This is a genomic window from Tepidimonas sediminis (assembly GCF_007556605.1).
Taxonomy (GTDB): domain Bacteria; phylum Pseudomonadota; class Gammaproteobacteria; order Burkholderiales; family Burkholderiaceae_C; genus Tepidimonas; species Tepidimonas sediminis.
Map to the genome: position 1 here is coordinate 61,240 of NZ_VJND01000010.1, position 18,351 is coordinate 79,590.

Genomic DNA, 18,351 nt, shown 5'->3' on the forward strand with positions numbered 1-18,351 from the left:
GCATGGCGGCGTCCTGCCGACGCCACCCCTACCCACACCCGTCGATCGGGCCGCCTGCGGGCGGCCCTTTCTCATCGAGGCAGGTTGCCCCCCGCGGCCCGCCGGCCAAGGCCATGCCGCAGCGCAAAGTCATACAGCGCCGTGCGGTTGGCCACCCCCAGCTTGGCGTAGATCGACGAGAGGTGGTTGCGCAGCGTGTGCTCGCTGATGTGAAGGCGCGCCGCGATCTCCCGCCCGCTGGCCGCCGGGTCGCGGGCGATTTCCGCCACCGCCAGGCGCTCCTTGCGGGTCAGCTGGGCGATGCGCTCCTGCTCGGGCGAGAGCCCCTGCTGCCTGCGCACCACGGACATCAGGATGCGCACCGTGGCGCTGCGGCCGAGCCAGAATTCGCCGGCGTGCACCTTGGTGATCGCCTTGCGCAGCACATCCGGCGCTTCGCGCTTGTCGACCACCCCCATGGCCCCGGCCAGCACGACGGCATCCAGCAGATCCGCGTCACGCGAAGCGCTCAGCGCGACGACGCGGCAGACGTGGCGCACCTCGCCGAGCAGGATCTCGACGGCATGAACGTCCAGATCGCCGTCCAGGTCGACGAGGGTAACCTCGGCGCGACACCGTTCGACCAGCTCCACCCCCTGCGCCGCATCCCGTGCGGCGCCCACGTACGTGAAGCCGGGTTGGCCGGTGCCGGATTCGAGAAGCTGGCGGACACCCAATTCGACGATGGGCTGATCGGTCAGCAGCGCGACCCGGATCGCTTCCCGGGCAGTGGTTTGAGACATCTGGCGAGCCTCTTTGTCAGCCGTCAACCGCGCGGTCTCACCACGCGGCCTCCCTCGGCACACCGCCAAGGCCCCGCGGGGCGTGGCAATGATGTGCACCATGCCCCAAGCATAGCCGAAAGACGCGCCCGATCCCGGCCTCGGGAACCCGTCACGGTGGCGTGGTCGTCCGCCCCTCCCGCTCGGGGCGAGCCGCCCGGCGCGTACCATCGAGGCCCTCTCATCCCCGCAGCCAGGAGCGACCGATGACGCGATCCTCCCTCCTGCCCTTGGCATGCACGTTCGCCCTGACCATGGCCGCAGCCCTCTCCCACGCGACGCCCAGCCCCGCCCCGGCGGCAGCCGCCGCCTGCCCGCCGATCCTGCAGCACACCTTCCCGCGCCTGCAGGACGAGGCACCGCAGAACCTGTGCCAGTACGCCGGCCAGGTGGTGCTGGTGGTCAACACCGCCAGCTACTGCGGCTTCACGCAGCAGTACAAGGAGCTGGAGGAGCTCTACCGCCGCTACCGCGACCGCGGGCTGGTGGTGCTTGGTTTTCCGTCCAACGACTTCGGGCAGCAGGAGCCCGGCACCAACCAGCAGATCGCCGAGTTCTGCGAAAACACCTTTGGCGTGCAGTTCCCGATGTTTGCCAAGAGCCACGTGCGCGGCCCGCAGGCCAACGCCCTGTTCCGGCAACTGGCCGAGCGCACCGGCACGACGCCGAAATGGAACTTCTACAAGTACCTGATCAGCCGCGACGGCCGCACCGTGCTGGCCTACGGCAGCCTGACGGCGCCGGACAGCGCGGCGCTGCGGCGCGACCTGGAGCGGCTGCTGGCCGCGCGTCCCTGAGTGCACGACGGCCGCAAACCGCCGCGGCGGGCGTGGCGCGGCACCTCAGCGCCCGCCGGCCGGGGCGGCCAGCCACGTGGCCGCCTGCGGCAGGTTGGCCAGCGCGGCGGACTCGGGCAGCTCGATGCGGCGCGCGCCGTCGTAGCGGCGCGCCCAGTAACGCTCGTTGAGGTCGCTGACCTTGACGCGGTCGCCCTTGCTGGGCGCGTGCACGAACTTGCCGTCACCCAGGTAGACACCGACGTGACTGAAGGCGCGCCGCATGGTGTTGAAGAACACCAGATCCCCGGGGCGCAGCTCCTCGCGCGCCACCGGCGTGGCAGCCTGCGCCTGCTCGGCGGCGCGGCGCGGCAGCACCAGCCCCAGCGTATGCGCGTAGACGTAGCGCACGAAGCCGCTGCAGTCGAAGCCGGCCTGCGGCGAGCTGCCGCCCATGCGGTACGGCACGCCGACCAGCCCGAGTGCCGTGTCGATCAGCTGGGTGGCCACCGCGCCGGTCTCACTGCCCACGGACTGCAGCCGCTGCACCCACGGCGCCGCGGCCGCGGCGACGGTCTCCACGCCGGTGGCGGGAGGCACGGGCTCATCCGCCCACACGGTGGCCGGGCCCGCCAAGGCGGCGGCCGCGAACAGGGCGACAAGCGTTCGGCGCATGGGCGCGGATGTTAGCAGAGCGGCGCAGCGGCCCGCGCGCAACCCGCCGCCACCGCCAGCGCCAACCGCGCCAGCGCCTGCCACGGGTCGGCCGGCCAGTCCGGATGCGGCAGCCCCTTGACGATGCCGTCCACCGTCTGCGCCTCGGCCAGCCAGCGCCCGGTCTGCGCGCTGCGCAGCCGCGGCAGCAGCCGCTCGTAACGCTGCTCGCGCGCGCCCCAGACGCGCTGCTCGCGCAGCACCAGCGGCAGCGGCCGGCCCGCCTCCAGCGCGCGGCGCGCGCGGTGCAGCGCGCGCACCTCCTCGGCCAGCGCCCAGAGCACCGGCACCGGCGCCACCCCTTCGGCCTGCAGGCCCTGCAGCATGCGCTGCACGCGCCCCGGCGCGCCATCCAGCACCGCCTCGGGCAGGCGGAACGGATCGAAGCGCGCCACATCCAGCACCGCCGCGCGCACCTGCTCGAACGACAGCTCGCCGGCCGGGTACAGCAGGCCGAGCTTGGCGATCTCCTGGTGCGCCGCCAGCAGGTTGCCCTCGACGCGCTCGGCGATGAAGGCCAGCGTGCGCAGCCCCTCCTCGCCGGCGGCCACGTGCTGGCCCTGCGCCTGCAGCCGCTGCGCGATCCAGCCCGGCAGCTGGGCGCGCTCCACCGGCTCCACCCGCACCACCACGCCGTGCGCCGCCAGCGCCGCGAACCACGCGCTCTTGAGCGCCGCCGCATCCAGCCGCGGCAGCACCAGCAGCGTCACCGTATCGGGGCTGGCGGCAGCCTGCGGCCCCAGCCGCTGCAGCGCCTCGGCGCCGTCCTTGCCGGGCTTGCCCGACGGGATGCGGATCTCCACCAGCCGCCGCTGCGCGAACAGGCTCAGCTCCGCTCCGGCGGCCAGGATCGCGCTCCAGTCGGCCTGCTGCCCCGTCACCGTGAACACGGTGCGCTCGGTGTGGCCGGCGGCGCGCGCGGCGGCACGGATCGCGTCGCACGCCTCCTGCACCAGCAGCGCCTCATCCCCGTGCACCACGTACAGCGGCTGCAGCCCGCGCTGCAGCTGCGCCGGCAGTTGGTTGGGGCTGACCTGCATGGCACCGATTCTAGGCCGCGCGTAAGATCGCGCCCGGTTCGCCCAGGAGACGCCCCCATGCCCACCCCTCCCACCGCCGTCAGCCTGATCGGCGCCCCCACCGACATCGGCGCCGGCTCCCGCGGCGCCTCGATGGGCCCGGAAGCCCTGCGCGTGGCCGGGCTGGCCGAGGCGCTGCGCGCGCTCGGGCTGGACGTCGCCGACCGCGGCAACCTGCACGGCCCGCCCAACCCCTGGCAGCCGGCGCACGGCGGCTACCGCCACCTGGACGAAGTGGTGGCATGGAACCGCGCGGTGCACGCGGCGGTGCAGGCCGAACTCGCCCTGGGCCGCTTGCCGATCCTGCTCGGCGGCGACCACAGCCTGGCCATCGGCTCCATCGGCGCCGTGGCGCGCCACTGCCGCCAGCAGGGCCGCCGGCTGCGCGTGCTGTGGCTGGACGCGCACGCCGACTTCAACACCAGCGCCATCACCCCCAGCGGCAACCTGCACGGCATGCCGGTGGCGGTGCTGTGCGGCTTCGGACCGCCGCCGCTGGTGCACCTGGGCGGCGACGGCCCGGCGCTGCAGCCTGCGCAGGTACGCCAGATCGGCATCCGCAGCGTCGATGCCGGCGAGAAGCGCTTCGTGCACGCGCAGCGGCTGGAGGTGTATGACATGCGCTACATCGACGAGATGGGCATGCGCGCCACCATGGAGCAGGCGCTGGCCGGCCTGGACGAGCACACCCACCTGCACGTCAGCTTCGACGTCGACTTCCTCGACCCCGAGATCGCCCCTGGCGTCGGCACCACCGTGCCCGGCGGCCCCACCTACCGCGAGGCGCAGCTGTGCATGGAAATGATCGCCGACACCGGACGGCTGGCCAGCCTTGATATCGTCGAGCTCAACCCGGCGCTGGACGAGCGCAATCGCACCGCGCGCGTGGCAGTGGAGCTGGTGGAAAGCTTATTTGGCAAGAGCACGTTGATGCGCGAGCACCAGGCGCGGCGGCGGGGGTGAGGCCGGTCATCGGCAAGCGGCTGGTCAAGACGCCCAAGCTCTACTTTCTGGACGTCGGGCTGGCGGCGTGGCTGGCGGGCATCCGCGCGCCGGCGCAGCTGCACACCCACGCGCTGCGCGGCGCGCTGTTCGAGACCTGGGTCGTCTCCGAAGTCGTCAAGGCGTTCGCCCACCGCGGCCGGTCCACGCCGCTGTTCTTCTGGCGCGACAGCACCGGGCTGGAGGTCGACCTCGTCTGGGAAAGCGCCGACGGGCTGCAGGGGGTGGAGATCAAGTCCGGCCGCACCTTCGCCGCCGACTGGCCGCAGGCGCTGGCGCGCTGGCGCGCGCTGCAGCCGGGGCCGCTGCCCACGCCATGGATCGTCTACGGCGGCCAGGGCGACCACGAGCGGCAGGGCTGCCGCGTGCTCGGCTGGGCCGAGCTGGCGGCCTGCCTGCAAGCCCGCGTACCCGATTGAGCGTCGCGCCGCCGCGACCGGCTCACGACCCGCGCACCGCCGCCAGCCGCACCAGCAGCTGGCGCACGATCGCCGTGCGCATGTCGTCGAACAGCAGCGCCTCCTCGGCCTCCTTGCCGAGCACCACCGTCTCGGCGAAGCTGAGCTCGCGCTCATGCAGCAGCTCGGCGGGCCCGATCAGCTCGCGCCCGTCCGGCGTACGCAGCGCGTAGCGCACGCGGCGGCGCAGCAGCAGCTCGCGCACCTGGCCGGCCGCGGTGGTGCCCACCACCACGCGCTCGCGCTGGTCCTGCAGGATCTCCAGCACCACGTCCGGCACCGGCGCCGCGGCCCCGGCGGGCGCGGCGGCGCGGCGCGGCTCCAGCACCTGCACGCCGCTGGCGGTCAGCTGCGCGCGCAGGCTTTGCGCCACGTCGCCGTCCACCGCGCCCTGCAGCCGCAGCGTGCGAAACGCGAACGCAAGGCCCTGCCCGCGCAGCCGAAAACCGCACCCGGCGGCCAGCGCCGCCACGGTGAGGGCCGCCCCGAGCAGCGCGCGGCGCGCCAGCGCCATCGTCACACCACCACGTTGACCAGGCGGCCCGGCACCACGATCACCTTCTTCGGCGCGCGGCCCTCGCCGAAGCGCGCCACCTCCGGCGCCTGGCGCGCCAGCGCCTCGATCGCGGCGGCATCGGCCTGCGCCGGCACGGTCAGGCTGCCGCGCACCTTGCCGTTGACCTGCAGCACCAGCTGCAGCTCGTCACGGCGCAGCGCCGCCTCGTCCGGCTGCGGCCACGGCGCATCCAGCAGGTCGCCGAGCGCCCCGGCGTAGCCGAGCCGCTGCCACAGCACCCAGGTCAGGTGCGGCGTGGCCGGGTACAGGCAGCGCAGCAGGATGCCGAAGCCCTCGATCAGCGCCACGCCGCCGCCGGGCTCGTCCGTCGGGTCGAACGCCTCCAGCGCGTTGAGCATCTTCATGCAGCCCGACACCACGGTGTTGTACTGCATGCGCTGGTAGTCGTAGTCCACCTGCTTGAGCACGCTGTGGATCTCGTGGCGCAGCGCCTTGGCGCGCGGGCCGAACGCCACGTCGGCCAGCGACCCGGCCCCCTGCACCGCCTGCTGCGCGGCGCTGAAGTCCATCGCCGCCAGCCGCTGGCCGAACGCCCAGACGCGCTTCAGGAAGCGGTGGCTGCCCTCCACCGCGGCGTCGTTCCACTCCAACGTGGCCTCCGGCGGCGCGGTGAACATGGTGTAGAGCCGCGCGGTGTCGGCGCCATACTTCTCGATCAGATCCTGCGGATCGACGCCGTTGTTCTTCGACTTGGACATCGTGCCGACGCCCTCGTAGTCGATCGGCGTGCCGGCCGGCAGCACGCCGTCGGCGCTGGCCACGTCGCGCTTCAGGCGCGCGCCGACGATGCGCCCGCCCTCGTCGAGGACGTTTTCCACGTCGTGCGGCCAGAAGTATTCCTTGCCACCCTTGGCGGTGCGGCGACTGTAGATGTGGTTGAGCACCATGCCCTGCGTCAGCAGCCGCTTGAACGGCTCGTCCACCTGCACCAGCCCCAGGTCGCGCATCACCTTGGTCCAGAAGCGCGCGTACAGCAGGTGCAGGATCGCGTGCTCGATGCCGCCGATGTACTGATCCATCGGCATCCAGTGGCGCGTGCCCGCGCCGACCATCGCATCGTCCAGGTGCGGATCGCAGTAGCGCATGAAGTACCAGGACGAATCGACGAAGGTGTCCATGGTGTCGGTCTCGCGCCGCGCCGGCTTGCCGCACTTGGGGCAGTCGACCTTCAGGAACGCCTCGCACTTGGCCAGCGGGTTGCCGCTGCCGTCGGGGATCAGGTCTTCCGGCAGCACCACCGGCAGGTCCTCGTACGGCACCGGCACCGGACCGCAGTCGTCGCAGTGGATGATCGGGATCGGCGTGCCCCAGTAGCGCTGGCGGCTGATGCCCCAGTCGCGCAGGCGCCAGGTGACTTTCTTTTCGCCCAGCCCCTTGGCTGCCAGCAGCTCGGCCACCTTGTCCACGGCGGCCTGATGCGGCAGACCATCGAGCGGCCCGGAGTTGACGCAGCGGCCGCGCTGCTTGTCGGCGTACCACTCGGCCCAGGCGTCGGCGGAAAACGTCTCCCCCTCCACCGCGATGACCGGCTTGATCGGCAGACCGTACTTCTTGGCGAAGGCGAAGTCGCGCTCGTCGTGCGCCGGCACGCCCATCACCGCGCCGTCGCCGTAGCCCATCAGCACGTAGTTGCCGACCCACACCGGCACCGCCTCGCCGGTCAGCGGGTGCGTGACCACGAGGCCCGTCGGCATGCCCTCCTTTTCCTTCAGCGCCAGCTCCGCCTCGGTGGTGCCGCCGAGCTTGCAGCGCTCGATGAAGGCGGCCAGCTCGGGGTTGCCGCGCGCCGCGTGCGCCGCCAGCGGATGCTCCGGCGCCACCGCGCAGAAGGTCACGCCCATGATGGTGTCGGCGCGGGTGGTGAACACCCACAGCCGCCCGTCCTGGATCAGATGGCCGCGCTCGTCGCGGATGTCGTGCGGGAAGGCAAAGCGCACGCCCTCGCTCTTGCCGATCCAGTTTTCCTGCATCAGCCGCACGCGTTCCGGCCAGCCGGCCAGGAAGTTCGGATCGTCCGGATTGGCCACCGCCGACAGCAGCTCCTCGGCGTACTTCGTGATCGCCAGGTAGTAGCCGGGGATCTCGCGCTTTTCCACCAGCGCGCCGGTGCGCCAGCCACGCCCGTCGATCACCTGCTCGTTGGCCAGCACGGTCTGGTCGACCGGGTCCCAGTTGACCACCTGCGTCTTGCGGTAGGCGATGCCCTTTTCCAGCATCTTCAGGAACAGCCACTGGTTCCACTTGTAGTACTCGGGGCTGCAGGTGGCGATCTCGCGGCTCCAGTCGATGGCCAGGCCCATCGCCTGCATCTGCCGCTTCATGTAGGCGATGTTGTCGTACGTCCACCGGGCGGGCGGCACGCCGTTCTTGATCGCGGCGTTTTCGGCCGGCAGGCCGAAGGCGTCCCAGCCCATCGGCATGAGGACGTTGCAGCCCTTCATGCGCAGCTGGCGCGCCATCATGTCGTTGATGGTGTAGTTGCGCACGTGCCCCATGTGCAGCTTGCCGCTGGGGTAGGGCAGCATGGAGCAGGCGTAGAACTTGGGCTTGGCGGGATCCTCGGTGACGCGGTAGGCGTCGCGCGCGGCCCAGGCGGCCTGGGCCTCGGCCTCGACGTCGCGGGGGGAGTAAGCGTCTTGCATGATGCGGATGCGCGGCGATGAAGGCACGGCGGGCACGCACGGCCTGCAGGCCGTGCGTGCCCGCCCTGCGAAGGTCGGGAATCGCCGGGGATTGTATCGGCCGCGCTCCGGCGCCGGCCACGACGCTTCTCAGGCCAGCGTCTCGGCCAGGAACTCGCGCATCGCCACCCACGAGCGCGCATCCGCCCGCGCGCTGTAGACGGTGCCGAAGTCCGGATCGTTGGCCTCCGGGTTGGTGAAGGCGTGCATCGTGCCGCCGTAGGCGTGCAGCTGCCAGTCGGCGCCGGCCTCGGTCATCTCTTTGGCGAACGCCAGCACCGCCTCGGGCGTGGCCATCGGGTCGTCCCAGCCGTGCAGCGCCAGCACCTTGGCCGTGATGCGCCGCCCCGCGGTGTTGCCGGGCGGCGTGAACAGGCCGTGGAAGCTGACCACGCCGCGCAGCGGCAGCCCGCAGCGCGCCATGTCCAGCACGCTCAAGCCGCCGAAGCAAAAACCGATCGCCGCCAGCCGCTCGCGATCCACTTCCGGCTGCGCCGCCAGCGTTTGCAGCGCCGCGCCGAGGCGCGCCTGCAGCAGCGCCCGGTCCTGCACCAGCGGCGTCATCAGCGCGGCGTTTTCCTCCTTGCTGCGGCCCCGCTTGCCCTTGCCGTAGACGTCCATCGCGAAGCCGACGTAACCCAGCCCGGCCAGCGCGCGCGCCTTGCCATCCTCGAACGGGCCGCGCCCGGCCCACGCATGCGCCACCGCCACCGCGGGCCGCGGCGCGCTGAAAGCGTCGTCCCACGCCAGCAGCCCCTCGAAGGTGACGCCGTCGTGCATGTACTCGATGGTGCGGGTCTGGATCGTCATCGTGCTTGCCTCCTCGTCACAGGGTTGACCCGGGCCGCCGCCACGCCGCGGCGCGTCAGCGCAGCCCGAGCACGTCGAACATGTCGTACAGGCCGCTTGCGCGCCCGGCCAGGAAGCGCACCGCGCGCAGGCTGCCCTGCGCGTAGGTGGCGCGGCTGCTGGACTTGTGCGTGATCTCGATGCGCTCGCCGCTGCCGAGAAACATCACCGTGTGGTCGCCCACCACGTCACCGCCGCGCACGGTGGCAAAGCCGATCGCGCCGGCCGGCCGCTCGCCGGTGTGGCCGACGCGCTCGTAGACGGCGCAGTCCTGCAGCCGCCGGCCCTGCGCGGCGGCGATCACCTCGCCCATCTTCAGCGCGGTGCCGCTGGGCGCATCGACCTTGTGGCGGTGGTGCGCCTCCACGATCTCGACGTCGTAGCCGTCGCGCAGCGCCTGCGCCGCCAGCTCCAGGAGCTTGAGCGTCACGTTGACGCCGACGCTCATGTTGGGCGCCAGCACCACCGGGATGCGCTCGGCCGCGCGCGCGATCGCGGTCTTCTGCGCCTCGTCGAAGCCGGTGGTGCCGATGACCATCGCCACGCCGTGGCGCACGCACGCCTCCAGATGCGCCATCGTGCCCTGCGGGCGCGTGAAGTCGATCAGGAAGCGGCTGCGCGCCAGCGCCGCGTCGAGGTCGGCGCCGATCGTCACGCCGCTCGTGCGGCCGGCAAACGCCGCCGCGTCCTGCCCCAGCGCCGGGCTGTCGGCGCGGTCCAGCGCGGCGCTGAGCCGGCAGTCGTCGGCGGCCAGCACCGCCTCGATCAGCATGCGGCCCATGCGGCCGCTGGCGCCGGCAATGGCGATCGGGTACGGGGGCGTGACGGCAGACATGCGGATTCGTGGCGTCAGAGTCGGGGCATCGAGGAAGCGCAGGGCGGCGCGCTCAGCGCGCCTCCAGCGGGGGATAGGCGGTGGCGGCCGGCGCCGGCGGCTGTGCGGCCGCGGGGGCGGCGGCCGCGGGCGCGCGGCCCTGGGCGGCACGCAGCTGCGCCTCGTCGGCCTCCAGCACCGGGGGCTTGCCGGCCGGGCGGCGCACCGGCAGGCTGGCGACGAACTCGCGCTCGCTGGGCAACTCGCCGTCGGCGTGCACGCGCGCCAGCCGCTCGCCCTCGAAGAACACCGACACCACGCGCCGCTGCGGCGGCTGGCCCTGGCGCTGGAACGTGAACACGTAGTCCCAGCGGTCGGCGTGGAAGATGCTGGCCACCAGCGGCGTGCCCAGGATCGCCTGCACCTGTTGCCGCGGCATGCCGGGCTGCAGCGCCTCCACCTGCTCGCGCACCACCACGTTGCCCTGCAGGATGTCCATGCGGTACGGGCTGATCGCCCCGCCCAGCGTGGCCAGCCGCTGCGCGCCGTCCTGCAGCGAGGCACAGCCGCCCAGCAGCAGCACGGCCAGCGCGAGCACCGCACCGTCGGAGCGGCCGGCGCGGGGACGACGAAGGAAGGTTCGTTCCATGGCCAAATCCGGTCGGCGCGCACGCGCGTCGCGCCAAGTTATATCATCCGGCCCATTGTAGTGGCGCGCCCGGGCCGGCGCTGCGCCGTCCTTGTCTCGTCCCGCCGATGACCCGTCTCGACGAACTCAAAAGCACCGGGCTGAAGGCCACGCTGCCGCGACTGAAGATCCTGGAGATCTTCCAGTCCGGCCGGCAGCGTCACATGACGGCGGAAGACGTCTTCAAGGCGTTGCTGGAGGATCAGGCCGACATCGGTCTGGCCACCGTCTACCGCGTGCTGACGCAGTTCGAGCAGGCCGGCATCCTCGTGCGCAGCAACTTCGAGTCCGGCAAGGCGGTCTACGAGCTCAACGAGGGCCAGCACCACGACCACCTGGTCTGCCTGGACTGCGGCCGCGTCGAGGAATTCTTCGACGCCGAGATCGAGCGGCGCCAGCAGGCCATCGCGCAGGAGCGCGGCTTTGCGCTGCGCGAGCACGCGCTGGCGCTGTACGCCCATTGCACGCAGACCGACTGCCCGCACCGCAGCCGGCCGGCGCGCCGCGGCGGCTAGGGCGACCGGCTCAGCCGTCGTCGCGCAGCATCGCGGCGCGCTGGCGCTGCACGAACTCCTGATAGGTGTCGATGCCGCGCAGCTGCAGCACGGTGTTGCGCACCGCCGCCTCCACCAGCACCGCCATGTTGCGGCCCGCCACCACCGGAATCAGCGTCTTGCGGATCGCCACGCCCAGCACGTCCTGATGCAGCGGCTCGCCCGGCAGGCGCTCGTAGTCGCGCTCCAGCGTGGCCAGGCGAACCAGGTGCACGATCAGGCGCAGGCGCATCTTGCGCCGCACCGCCGTCTCGCCAAAGATCGCCTTGATGTCCAGCAGGCCGATGCCGCGCACCTCCAGCAGGTTCTGCAGCAGCTCCGGGCAGCGGCCCTCGATCGTGGTCTGGTTGACGCGATAGAGGTCCACCGCATCGTCGGCCACCAGCCCGTGCCCGCGCGAGATCAGCTCCAGCCCCAGCTCGCTCTTGCCCAGCCCCGACTCGCCGGTGATCAGCACCCCCAGCCCCAGGATGTCCATGAACACCCCGTGCATCGTCGTGCGCTCGGCGAAGTGGCGCGACAGGTACGCGCGCAGCACGTCGATGACGAACGCCGCCGAGGCCGCGGTGGCAAACAGCGGGATGTGCGCGCGCTCGCACATCGCCACCAGCTCCGTCGGCGGCGGCTGGTCGTCGGCCACCACCAGCAGCGGCGGCTCCAGCGTCACGATGCGCGCCACGCGGCGGCGGCAATCCTCGTCGGTGGCGTTGTGCAGGTAGGCCACCTCGCGTGCGCCCAGCACCTGCGCGCGGTAGGGGTGGATGTAGTTCAGGTAGCCGACCAGGTCGGCGCCGGAACGCGCCTCGGCCACCGCCTTGTCGTCGAAGCGGCGCTCGCTGGCGCTCTGCCCCGCGATCCACTGCCACTTCAGGGTCTCGCGGTGGTGCTCGAACAGGACGTCGGCGCTGATGGCGCGGGGCTTCATCGGCGGGGGCGCGCGCGGGCGTTGCCGTGCGGCGCGCGTGGGGTCAGGCCGCGGCGTGCGCCGACTGCCAGCCGGCGATCAGGCCGTGCAGCGTGGCCGGGTTGTCGGCCGCCTTCATCTGCTCGCGCAGCTGCGCGTCGCTGAGCAGCTCGGCGATCTCCGACAGGATCTCCAGATGCTTCTGCGTGGCCGCCTCCGGCACCAGCAGGAAGATCAGCAGGCTGACCGGCTGCTCGTCCGGGGCGTCGAAGCCGATCGGCTGCGCCAGGCGGAACACCGCCGCCATCGGCTGCTTGAGCCCCTTGATGCGGCCGTGCGGAATGGCCACGCCATGCCCGAGCCCGGTGGAGCCCAGCCGCTCGCGCGCGAACAGGCTGTCGGTGATGAGCGCCCGGTTGAGGCCGTGCAGCGACTCGAACAGCAGGCCGGCCTCCTCGAAGGCGCGCTTCTTGCTCGTGGCGTCGACGGCCACGAGCACGTGCTCGGGCGGCAGGATGGCGGACAGACGGTTCATGAACGAAACCCCCTTCGGGAGAGCGGATGATACGCCCGCGCGTTGCGTTTTGCCCACGGCCGAAACGACAAACCGCCTGCTCCGGCAGGCGGTTTGTTGCGGCGCAGCAACAGCCGCGCCGGCGCGGCCTCAGGCCACCTCGCGCTTCATCGGCAGGTGGTGGTGCTCCTGCACCTTGTCCTTGTAGCGCAGCACCTGGCGGTCGAGCTTGTCGGCCAGCTCATCGACCGCCGCGTACAGGTCGGCGTGCGTGCTTTCGGCGTAGATCTCCTTGCCCTTGACGTGGATGTTGCACTCGGCCTTCTGGCGGTGATCCTTGTCCTTGATCTTGTCCACGGACAGCAGGACACGGATGTCCACCACCTGGTCGAAATGGCGCGAGATGCGCTCCAGCTTGGACGCGACGTAGCTGCGCAGCGCAGGCGTGACCTCGAGGTGGTGTCCGCTGATGGTCAGGTTCATGACGGGCCTCCTAACGTTGCTGATTCGGCGCCCGGCCGCCGACGGACCGGGCCGCGACGCGGGTGCGGCCACCGGCCGACACCCACGGCTCCTACTATGCCCGTTTGACCCCCGTGTGACAAGCGCCGGCGGGCACCCCGCGCCCCACGGGACAGCCCCGATGGACGCCACGGCGCCGGGCGGCGATACTGGGGTGCCCGTCGTGCCCCGCCCACGTCCTGCCCATGGCCCTCGAGACCCTGCTGGCCCAGGCCCTGCCGGTACGCGCACCGCCGCCCCCGCCGCGGCGCGCGCTCGTGCTGATGGGCGGCGGCGCCCGCACCGCCTACCAGGTCGGCGTGCTGCAGGCGCTGGCCGGGCTGCTCGGCCCGGGCGCGTTTCCGTTCGACGTCGTCATCGGCACGTCGGCCGGAGCGCTCAACGCCGCCTTCCTGGCCAGCGTGGCCGACGAGGGCACGGCCGCGTTCGAGCGCCTGGCGGCGTTCTGGGCCCGGTTGCGCTCCGGCCATGTCTACCGGCTCAGCGCCCTGCGGCTGGGGCGGCCCAACCTGCTCAGCGCCGGTCTGACGCTGCTGCGCCAGGTGCGCCATCACCGCGCGCTGCTGGACAGCCAGCCGCTGGTGGAGACGCTGCAACGGGCGCTGGAGCTGCCGCGGCTGGCCGCGGCGCTGCAGGACGGGCACCTGACCGCGCTGGGCGTGACCGCCTCCAGCTACACCAGCGGCGAGCACTGGACCTTCGTGCAGGCGCGCGCCGGCGCCTTCGAGCCGTGGCACCGGCCAGGACGCCGCGCCGAGGCGCAGGTGATCGGCATCGACCACCTGCTGGCCTCCGCCGCCATCCCGTTCCTGTTTCCGGCCGTGCCGCTGTGGGTGGACGGGCGGCGCGAATATTTCGGCGACGGCTCCATGCGGCAGCTCTCGCCGCTGTCGGCGGCCATCCACCTGGGGGCGCGGCAGATCCTCGTCATCGGCGTCGGCCAGCCGCAGCGCGCCACGCTGGCCGGCGCGGCCGAGGGCGAGCCGGGCGCCGGCACCATCGCCGGCCATGCGCTGGCCAGCGTGTTTCACGACACGCTGCAGGCCGACGTCGAGCAGGCGCAGCGCGTCAGCCGCGCGCTGCGCAGCCTGCCGCCGGCGCTGGCCCAGGCGCTGCCGTACCATCCGGTGGACGTGCTGGCCATCCAGCCCAGTGCCTCGCTGGACGCGCTGGCGCGCGAACACGCCGAGGCCCTGCCGCCGGCCACGCGCCACACGCTGGCCGGTCTGGGGGCGCTGGAAACGCGCCGCGGCGGCAACGGCAGCGCCGCCGCGCTGGCCAGCTACCTGCTGTTCGAGCCCCCGTTCGTGCACGCGCTGATGCAGCTCGGCCGCGGCGACGCGCTGCGCCACGCCGCGGCGCTGCGCGCCCTGTTCGCGGCGGGCGCAGCGCCGGCTTCGGTGCCATAATGCGGGCCTTGCTTCCTGACTTTCCGACCACCCTGGAGCTTCACCGTGGACAGCAGCCCTAGTCGCTGGCTTGCGGTGGCGTGGTCCGGTCGTCGGCACCGCGGCTGAGGCCGCCCGGCGGGGCGGTGCGCCGCGCGGGCGCCGGCGGTCGGCGCGCCGCGTCGCAAGCCATCTGCGCCCGCCCCTCCGTCGTCCCGCCCGGTGCCGCCATGCTCAACGTCTTCACGCTCGTCAACGGCCGCCTCGTCCAGGAAGAGATCGACTCGCTGGAGGATCTGGCGCGCTTCGCGCCGATCTGGGTCGACATGGAATCCCCCACGCCCGAGGAGCGGCGCTGGGTGCGCCAGCACTTCGGCCTGTCGATCCCCGAGGACGCGATGGACGAGGACATCGAGGAGTCGGCGCGCTTCTTCGAGGAGGACAACGGCGAGCTGCACGTGCGCTCGGACTTCCTGATCGACGACGAGGACGACCCGCGCCACGTGCGCGTGGCCTTCATCCTCAACGACCGCAACCCCGGGCTCAAGAGCCACGGCGTGCTGTTCTCGATCCACGACGAGGACCTGCCGGTGTTTCGCCTGCTGCGGCTGCGCGCGCGGCGCATGCCGGGCCTGATCGACGACGCCAAGGACGTGCTGCTGGCGCTGTACGACACCGACGTCGAATACTGCGCCGACATCCTGGAGGGCGTGCACGACGAGCTGGAGACGATCAGCGCGCAGGTGCTGTCGGGCCAGCTCACCGACGACACCGCGCAGCAGGTGCTGTCGGCCATCGCACGCCACGAGGACCTCTCCGGCCGCATCCGGCGCGACATGATGGACACGCGCCGCGCGATCAGCTTCCTGATGCGCATGCGGCTGCTGTCGGCCGAACAGTTCGAGGACGCGCGCCAGATCCTGCGCGACATCGACTCGCTGGAGGGGCACACCTCGTTCCTGTTCGACAAGATCAACTTCCTGATGGACGCCACCATCGGCTTCATCAACATCAACCAGAACAAGATCATCAAGATCTTCTCGGTGGCCAGCGTGGCGCTGCTGCCGCCGACGCTGATCGCCAGCATCTACGGCATGAACTTCCAGTTCATGCCGGAGCTGGAGTGGAAGCTGGGCTACCCATTCGCGCTGGCGCTGATGGTGGCCAGTGCGCTCGGGCCGATGTGGTACTTCCGCCGCCGCGGCTGGCTGCGCTGAGCGGCGGCAGGCGCCGCAGGCCACGGCGCGACGCCGCGGCGCAGGGCCGCCCTCGTCAGAGCAGGTTGAGCGCCTTGCGCACGATGCGCGCGCTGTAGTGGCGCGCCACGTCGCGCATGAACGCCTGGAAATCCACGTGCGCCTCGTCGTCGGCGCGGTCCGACAGCGTGCGCACCGCCGCAAACGGCGTGCCGTAGTCGGCGCACACCTGCGCCACCGCGGCGCTTTCCATGTCCACCGCCAGGGCGTCGGGCAGATCGCGGCGCAGCGCCTCCGACTCGGCCACGCTGGTGATGAAGCGGTCGCCGCTGACGATCAGGCCCTGGTGCACCGTCGGACGGTGCAGGCCGAAGGCACGCAGCGTCTGCTCGCTGACGAGTTTGGGCAGCCAGGTCACCGCATCGCGCGCCGCCTCGGTCAGCACCTGCACCAGCACCGCATCGCCGGGATAGCGGCTCACGCCCGTGCCCGGCACCTCCCAGCGCGGAAACAGCGGCGCGGCGCTCAGGTCGTGCTGCAGGTAGTGCGTGCCGACCACCACGTCGCCCACCTCCGCGCCCGGCGCCAGCCCGCCGGCCACGCCGGTGAACAGCACGTACTGCGGGGCGAAGCGCTCGTGCAGCACCGCCGCGGTGGTGGCGCCGGCCACCTTGCCGATGCCGCTGAGCACCGCCACCACCTCGTGCCCCTGCAGGTGGCCCTGCCAGAAGGCGCGCCCGGCGGCCTGCACCTTGCGTTCGTCGGGCATCAGGCGCAGGATTTCGGACAGCTCCTCGTCGACGGCGCTGATGACGGCGATGCGGGCCATGGCGTGGCTTCAGGCGGTGGGGTTGGCGGGCGGTTGCGGCGTACCCCGCAATTCTCGCCGCAAAATCTTGCCGACGGGTGACTTGGGCAGCTCGCTGCGGAACTCGATGACCTTGGGCCGCTTGTAGCCGGTCAGGTTGGCGGCGCAGTACTCGCGGATGTGCGCCTCGGTCAGCGACGGATCCTTGCGCACCACCACCAGCTTGACCGCCTCGCCGGAGTGCTCGTCCGGAATGCCCACCGCGGCGCACTCCAGCACCCCCTCCATCTGCGCCACCACGTCCTCCACCTCGTTGGGGTAGACGTTGAAGCCCGACACCAGGATCATGTCCTTCTTGCGGTCGACGATCCTGAAGTAGCCGCGCTCGTCCATCACGCCGATGTCGCCGGTGCGGAAGAACCCGTCGGCGGTCATCACGCGCGCGGTCTCCTCCGGGCGCTGCCAGTAGCCGGCCATCACCTGCGGGCCGCGGATGGCGATCTCGCCCGGCGTGCCCACCGGCACCTCGCGCCCCTCGTCGTCCAGGCAGCGCAGCTCGGTGCTGGGCAGCGGCACGCCGATGGTGCCGCTGAACGACCTGGCCGTCACCGGGTTGCAGCACACCGAGGGGCTGGTCTCGCTCAGACCGTAGCCTTCGCAGATCGGGCAGCCGGTGCGCTCCAGCCAGCGCTTGGCCACCGCCGCCTGCACCGCCATGCCGCCGCCCAGCGACACGCGCAGGTTGCGCCAGTTGACGGTGTCGAACTCCGGATGGTTGAGCAGCGCGTTGAACAGCGTGTTGACCGCCGGAAAGCTGTGGAAGGTGTGCTGGCGCAGCTCCTTGAGCACCGCCGGGATGTCGCGCGGGTTGGGGATGAGGATCGTCTTGCCGCCGGTGCGCAGGCCCAGCATCATGTTCACCGTGAAGGCGAAGATGTGGTAGAGCGGCAGCGCGCACACCGCGGTGGGCTGCTCGCCGGCCGGGATGGTGCGCCGCGCCGGCGCCTCCCACGCCTCGGACTGCAGCACGTTGGCCACCAGGTTGCGGTGCAGCAGCACCGCGCCCTTGCTGACGCCGGTGGTGCCGCCGGTGTACTGCAGCACCGCCACGTCGTGGGGGCCGACCTCCGGGCGGCGGTATTGGCCACGGCGGCCCTGGGCCAGCGCGGCGTTGAAGCGCACCGCCTGCGGCAGCTCGAACGGCGGCACCAGCTTCCTGACGTGGCGCACCACGGCGTTGACCACCGCCCCCTTCAGGCCCAGCAGGTCGCCCATCGCCGCCAGGATCACGTGCCGCACCGGCGTGTGCGCGATGCACTGCTGCAGCGTGTGCGCGAAGTTCTCGATGATGACGATGGCCGCCGCGCCGCTGTCCTTGAGCTGGTGCTCCAGCTCGCGCGCGGTGTAGAGCGGGTTGACGTTGACCAGCACGTAGCCGGCGCGCAGGATGGCCGCCACCGCCACCGGGTACTGGATGCAGTTGGGCATCATCACCGCCACGCGCTCGCCGCGCGCCAGCCCCAGGCCCTGCAGATACGCCGCCAGCGCGCGCGACAGCTCGTCCACCTGCGCGTACGTCCACTCCTTGCCGAGAAAGCTGTAGGCCGGGCGCTGCGCGTACTTCGCGAAGCTCTCCTCCATCAGCGCCACCAGCGACGGGTAGGTGCCGGGGTCGATCTCGGCCGGCACGCCTTCCGGGTACGCCGCCAGCCACGGCTTGTCGGCGCTGGTCACGGGGCGGGGCTCGGGGCTCGGGTTGCTCATGCGGTCTCCTGCTGCGGATGGTTCGGCCGGACGGAGCGCCGCCCGTGCGGCAGCGCCCGCCCGCCCCGGCGGCCGACGCCGGGCTGACACACGAGCCCATTATGGCGCAGGGACCCGCCCCCGGACGCGCGGGTTAGGGAAAATACGAACGTTCGTTTATTTTTGTGCATCGACCAGCGGCTGAACTTACCCCCGCCACCCGGCGGGAGCGTGCGGAGTACGCCCCCTTCCTCCTTCGTCGG

The 18,351-nt window shown here is 72.0% G+C and carries 19 protein-coding genes; 6 read left to right on the forward strand and 13 right to left on the reverse strand.

Annotated features, from left to right (window positions below; all coding sequences use genetic code 11):
* Positions 1-71 precede the first annotated feature (71 nt).
* Positions 72-782, reverse strand: coding sequence for a response regulator transcription factor (locus Tsedi_RS08750; RefSeq protein ID WP_143895808.1), 711 nt, complete (start codon positions 780-782; stop codon positions 72-74).
* 245 nt (positions 783-1,027) lie between these two features.
* On the opposite strand from Tsedi_RS08750, the gene Tsedi_RS08755 reads away from it, so the two are divergent.
* Positions 1,028-1,618 carry a glutathione peroxidase gene (locus Tsedi_RS08755; protein WP_143895716.1) on the forward strand — a complete coding sequence of 197 codons (591 nt, stop codon included), beginning with the start codon at positions 1,028-1,030 and terminating at the stop codon, positions 1,616-1,618.
* Positions 1,619-1,663: 45 nt separating this feature from the next.
* Here the strand turns inward: Tsedi_RS08755 and Tsedi_RS08760 are convergent, their stop codons facing one another.
* Together Tsedi_RS08760 and holA are read right to left on the reverse strand one after the other, a co-directional pair.
* On the reverse strand, positions 1,664-2,272 hold the full coding sequence (locus tag Tsedi_RS08760; protein WP_143895718.1) for a C40 family peptidase: 609 nt from the start codon (positions 2,270-2,272) through the stop codon (positions 1,664-1,666).
* An 11-nt stretch (positions 2,273-2,283) separates the two neighbouring features.
* The gene (gene holA, locus Tsedi_RS08765; RefSeq protein WP_143895720.1) at positions 2,284-3,351 is read right to left on the reverse strand and encodes a DNA polymerase III subunit delta; all 1,068 of its coding nucleotides are present in this window, start codon (positions 3,349-3,351) and stop codon (positions 2,284-2,286) included.
* Between the two features lie 57 nt (positions 3,352-3,408).
* Between holA and rocF the strand changes: the two genes are divergently transcribed.
* Both rocF and Tsedi_RS08775 read left to right on the forward strand, forming a co-directional pair.
* Positions 3,409-4,353, forward strand: a complete 945-nt coding sequence (gene rocF / locus Tsedi_RS08770) for an arginase (protein WP_143895722.1) — start codon at positions 3,409-3,411, stop codon at positions 4,351-4,353.
* Positions 4,350-4,811, forward strand: a complete 462-nt coding sequence (locus Tsedi_RS08775) for a DUF4143 domain-containing protein (protein ID WP_246099239.1) — start codon at positions 4,350-4,352, stop codon at positions 4,809-4,811. Before rocF ends, Tsedi_RS08775 begins: the two co-directional genes overlap by 4 nt.
* 22 nt (positions 4,812-4,833) lie before the next feature.
* Here Tsedi_RS08775 and Tsedi_RS08780 read toward each other — a convergent pair whose 3' ends face one another.
* The 5 genes from Tsedi_RS08780 to Tsedi_RS08800 all read right to left on the reverse strand — a co-directional run bounded on the left by Tsedi_RS08780 (position 4,834) and on the right by Tsedi_RS08800 (position 10,420).
* Complete coding sequence (locus Tsedi_RS08780; RefSeq protein WP_143895725.1) at positions 4,834-5,364, reverse strand: LPS-assembly lipoprotein LptE; 531 nt, start codon at positions 5,362-5,364, stop codon at positions 4,834-4,836.
* A 2-nt stretch (positions 5,365-5,366) separates the two neighbouring features.
* Positions 5,367-8,069 carry a leucine--tRNA ligase gene (gene leuS, locus Tsedi_RS08785; protein ID WP_143895727.1) on the reverse strand — a complete coding sequence of 901 codons (2,703 nt, stop codon included), beginning with the start codon at positions 8,067-8,069 and terminating at the stop codon, positions 5,367-5,369.
* Positions 8,070-8,198: 129 nt separating this feature from the next.
* On the reverse strand, positions 8,199-8,918 hold the full coding sequence (locus Tsedi_RS08790; RefSeq protein WP_143895729.1) for a dienelactone hydrolase family protein: 720 nt from the start codon (positions 8,916-8,918) through the stop codon (positions 8,199-8,201).
* A gap of 55 nt (positions 8,919-8,973) precedes the next feature.
* Positions 8,974-9,792 (reverse strand): 4-hydroxy-tetrahydrodipicolinate reductase, encoded by an 819-nt coding sequence (gene dapB / locus Tsedi_RS08795; protein WP_143895731.1) that lies wholly within the window; start codon positions 9,790-9,792, stop codon positions 8,974-8,976.
* 52 nt (positions 9,793-9,844) lie between these two features.
* Positions 9,845-10,420, reverse strand: a complete 576-nt coding sequence (locus Tsedi_RS08800) for an outer membrane protein assembly factor BamE (RefSeq protein ID WP_143895733.1) — start codon at positions 10,418-10,420, stop codon at positions 9,845-9,847.
* 107 nt (positions 10,421-10,527) lie between these two features.
* Between Tsedi_RS08800 and fur the strand changes: the two genes are divergently transcribed.
* Complete coding sequence (fur, locus tag Tsedi_RS08805) at positions 10,528-10,974, forward strand: ferric iron uptake transcriptional regulator (RefSeq protein WP_143895735.1); 447 nt, start codon at positions 10,528-10,530, stop codon at positions 10,972-10,974.
* Positions 10,975-10,984: 10 nt separating this feature from the next.
* Here the strand turns inward: fur and hprK are convergent, their stop codons facing one another.
* From hprK to hpf, 3 genes are all read right to left on the reverse strand, one after another.
* The gene (gene hprK / locus Tsedi_RS08810; RefSeq protein WP_143895737.1) at positions 10,985-11,938 is read right to left on the reverse strand and encodes an HPr(Ser) kinase/phosphatase; all 954 of its coding nucleotides are present in this window, start codon (positions 11,936-11,938) and stop codon (positions 10,985-10,987) included.
* A gap of 43 nt (positions 11,939-11,981) precedes the next feature.
* Positions 11,982-12,452, reverse strand: a complete 471-nt coding sequence (locus Tsedi_RS08815) for a PTS sugar transporter subunit IIA (protein ID WP_143890510.1) — start codon at positions 12,450-12,452, stop codon at positions 11,982-11,984.
* A gap of 129 nt (positions 12,453-12,581) precedes the next feature.
* Positions 12,582-12,914 carry a ribosome hibernation-promoting factor, HPF/YfiA family gene (gene hpf / locus Tsedi_RS08820; RefSeq protein WP_143895739.1) on the reverse strand — a complete coding sequence of 111 codons (333 nt, stop codon included), beginning with the start codon at positions 12,912-12,914 and terminating at the stop codon, positions 12,582-12,584.
* 224 nt (positions 12,915-13,138) lie between these two features.
* Between hpf and Tsedi_RS08825 the strand changes: the two genes are divergently transcribed.
* Both Tsedi_RS08825 and corA read left to right on the forward strand, forming a co-directional pair.
* Positions 13,139-14,362 (forward strand): patatin-like phospholipase family protein, encoded by a 1,224-nt coding sequence (locus tag Tsedi_RS08825; protein ID WP_143895741.1) that lies wholly within the window; start codon positions 13,139-13,141, stop codon positions 14,360-14,362.
* Positions 14,363-14,571: 209 nt separating this feature from the next.
* Entirely contained in the window at positions 14,572-15,558 is a 987-nt protein-coding gene (gene corA, locus Tsedi_RS08830) for a magnesium/cobalt transporter CorA (RefSeq protein WP_143895743.1), read from the forward strand.
* A gap of 55 nt (positions 15,559-15,613) precedes the next feature.
* Here the strand turns inward: corA and Tsedi_RS08835 are convergent, their stop codons facing one another.
* Both Tsedi_RS08835 and Tsedi_RS08840 read right to left on the reverse strand, forming a co-directional pair.
* Positions 15,614-16,366, reverse strand: coding sequence for a 5'-methylthioadenosine/adenosylhomocysteine nucleosidase (locus Tsedi_RS08835; protein ID WP_143895745.1), 753 nt, complete (start codon positions 16,364-16,366; stop codon positions 15,614-15,616).
* Positions 16,367-16,375: 9 nt separating this feature from the next.
* Complete coding sequence (locus Tsedi_RS08840) at positions 16,376-18,109, reverse strand: long-chain-fatty-acid--CoA ligase (protein ID WP_143895747.1); 1,734 nt, start codon at positions 18,107-18,109, stop codon at positions 16,376-16,378.
* Between the last annotated feature and the right edge of the window lie 242 nt (positions 18,110-18,351).

Coding starts and splice junctions, on each gene's coding strand:
- rocF (WP_143895722.1), top strand. CDS start 3,409: ATGCCCACCCCTCCCACCGCCGTCAGCCTGATCGGCGCCCCCACCGAC.
- hprK (WP_143895737.1), bottom strand. CDS start 11,938: ATGAAGCCCCGCGCCATCAGCGCCGACGTCCTGTTCGAGCACCACCGC.
- Tsedi_RS08790 (WP_143895729.1), bottom strand. CDS start 8,918: ATGACGATCCAGACCCGCACCATCGAGTACATGCACGACGGCGTCACC.
- Tsedi_RS08815 (WP_143890510.1), bottom strand. CDS start 12,452: ATGAACCGTCTGTCCGCCATCCTGCCGCCCGAGCACGTGCTCGTGGCC.
- hpf (WP_143895739.1), bottom strand. CDS start 12,914: ATGAACCTGACCATCAGCGGACACCACCTCGAGGTCACGCCTGCGCTG.
- Tsedi_RS08750 (WP_143895808.1), bottom strand. CDS start 782: ATGTCTCAAACCACTGCCCGGGAAGCGATCCGGGTCGCGCTGCTGACC.
- Tsedi_RS08825 (WP_143895741.1), top strand. CDS start 13,139: ATGGCCCTCGAGACCCTGCTGGCCCAGGCCCTGCCGGTACGCGCACCG.
- fur (WP_143895735.1), top strand. CDS start 10,528: ATGACCCGTCTCGACGAACTCAAAAGCACCGGGCTGAAGGCCACGCTG.
- dapB (WP_143895731.1), bottom strand. CDS start 9,792: ATGTCTGCCGTCACGCCCCCGTACCCGATCGCCATTGCCGGCGCCAGC.
- Tsedi_RS08755 (WP_143895716.1), top strand. CDS start 1,028: ATGACGCGATCCTCCCTCCTGCCCTTGGCATGCACGTTCGCCCTGACC.
- holA (WP_143895720.1), bottom strand. CDS start 3,351: ATGCAGGTCAGCCCCAACCAACTGCCGGCGCAGCTGCAGCGCGGGCTG.
- Tsedi_RS08780 (WP_143895725.1), bottom strand. CDS start 5,364: ATGGCGCTGGCGCGCCGCGCGCTGCTCGGGGCGGCCCTCACCGTGGCG.
- Tsedi_RS08760 (WP_143895718.1), bottom strand. CDS start 2,272: ATGCGCCGAACGCTTGTCGCCCTGTTCGCGGCCGCCGCCTTGGCGGGC.
- Tsedi_RS08835 (WP_143895745.1), bottom strand. CDS start 16,366: ATGGCCCGCATCGCCGTCATCAGCGCCGTCGACGAGGAGCTGTCCGAA.
- leuS (WP_143895727.1), bottom strand. CDS start 8,069: ATGCAAGACGCTTACTCCCCCCGCGACGTCGAGGCCGAGGCCCAGGCC.
- corA (WP_143895743.1), top strand. CDS start 14,572: ATGCTCAACGTCTTCACGCTCGTCAACGGCCGCCTCGTCCAGGAAGAG.
- Tsedi_RS08840 (WP_143895747.1), bottom strand. CDS start 18,109: ATGAGCAACCCGAGCCCCGAGCCCCGCCCCGTGACCAGCGCCGACAAG.
- Tsedi_RS08800 (WP_143895733.1), bottom strand. CDS start 10,420: ATGGAACGAACCTTCCTTCGTCGTCCCCGCGCCGGCCGCTCCGACGGT.